Source organism: Streptomyces camponoticapitis, from assembly GCF_014646115.1.
GTDB lineage: Bacteria > Actinomycetota > Actinomycetes > Streptomycetales > Streptomycetaceae > Streptomyces > Streptomyces camponoticapitis.
This window is the reverse complement of the sequence record NZ_BMMV01000021.1, coordinates 157278-158261: the sequence shown is the minus strand read 5'-3', so window position 1 is coordinate 158261 and position 984 is coordinate 157278. Positions and strand designations below refer to the sequence as shown.

At 68.1% G+C, this 984-nt stretch carries 1 protein-coding gene and 1 pseudogene; both read left to right on the top strand.

Annotated features, from left to right (window positions below; genetic code table 11):
* Window positions 1-255, top strand: a pseudogene (locus IEY79_RS27725) (ABC transporter); the annotation flags it as partial.
* A partial coding sequence (locus tag IEY79_RS27720; RefSeq protein WP_189110359.1) for an ABC transporter permease occupies window positions 245-984 on the top strand: 740 nt, incomplete at its 3' end. The pseudogene IEY79_RS27725 and the gene IEY79_RS27720, both read left to right, overlap by 11 nt.

Here is a 984-nt window from a genome sequence, read left to right as displayed (position 1 = left end):
CGCTTCACCGACCCGGCCACCTACCAGGGCGCCGCCGCCGCCCTCCGCGAAGCCACCCGCGACGACGAGGCACTCGCGCTCCAGATCCCCAGCGGCGGCAGCCAGCGCGAACTGCGCTCCATCCTCGACTGGCTGGACTCGGCCGACATCGAGGCCGACGAGCTGACCGTCCACACCCCCGACCTCGACGACGTGTTCTTCGCCCTGACCGGCCCCGCCAACATCCCCAACCAGACCAAGGAGGATGTCCGATGAGCTCCCTTCCCTCGCCGTCCGCGACTCGACCACGATGCTGCGCCGGAACCTCCTGCACGCCCGGCGCTACCCCTCCCTCACCCTGAACCTGCTCCTCACGCCGATCATGATGTTGCTGCTCTTCGTCTACGTCTTCGGCGACGTGATGAGCGCCGGCATCGGTGGCGGGGGCGCGGACCGCGCCGACTACATCGCCTACATCGTCCCGGGCTTGCTGCTGATGACCATCGGCAGCACCGTGATCGGGGCTGCGGTATACGTCTCCATGGATATGACGGAGGGCCTCATCGCCCGTTTCCGTACGATGGCGATCCACCGGCCTTCGGTACTGATCGGGCACGTCGTCGGCAGCGTGCTGCAATCAGTTATGAGCGTGGTCCTCGTCGGCGCTGTCGGCGTGGCCATCGGATTCCGCTCCACGGACGCGAACGCCCTGGAATGGCTCGCGGCGTTCGGACTCATCGTGCTGTTCGCCCTGGCACTCACCTGGATCGCGGTCGGCATGGGCCTGGCCAGCCCGAACCCGGAGGCGGCCGGCAACATGGCCATGCCCCTGATCCTGCTCCCGCTCATCTCCAGCGCCTTCATCCCAGCCGAGACCATGCCGGGCTGGTTCCAGCCGATCGCCCAGTACCAGCCCTTCACCCCCGCCATCGAAACCCTGCGCGGCCTGCTCCTCGGCACCGAGATCGGCCACAACGGATGGCTCGCGATCGCCTGGTGCGTCGG